Below are 262 nucleotides of genomic sequence, written 5' to 3'. Positions count from 1 at the left end.
ATGCCTCAAGCAACCTTCAGCGTTTCGCCGCCGATCTCGCGGTTGCAGGGGCAGAGCTCGTCGGTCTGCAGAGCATCCAACACGCGCAGCGTGTCCTTCGGGTTTCGGCCGACATTGAGGTTGGTCGCGTAGACATGCTGGATCGTGTTGTCTGGGTCCGCGATGAATGTGTAGCGATAGGCGACGCCGTCCGGCGAACGCACTTCAAGACCATCGACCAGCCCGCCCTTGGTGTCGGCAAACTGCCAGATCGGCAGATGGT

The 262-nt window shown here is 61.1% G+C and carries 1 protein-coding gene; it reads right to left on the bottom strand.

Annotated features, from left to right (window positions below):
- Positions 1-5: 5 nt before the first annotated feature.
- Positions 6-262 (bottom strand): thioredoxin domain-containing protein (locus AC5ZG1_RS44960; RefSeq protein ID WP_496114373.1); only part of this gene is annotated, 257 nt, incomplete at its 5' end.

The sequence above is a fragment of the Bradyrhizobium sp. Leo78 genome, from assembly GCF_059512425.1.
Note: the sequence above shows the minus strand (reverse complement) of the source record. Positions and strands in the feature narration are given on the sequence as shown.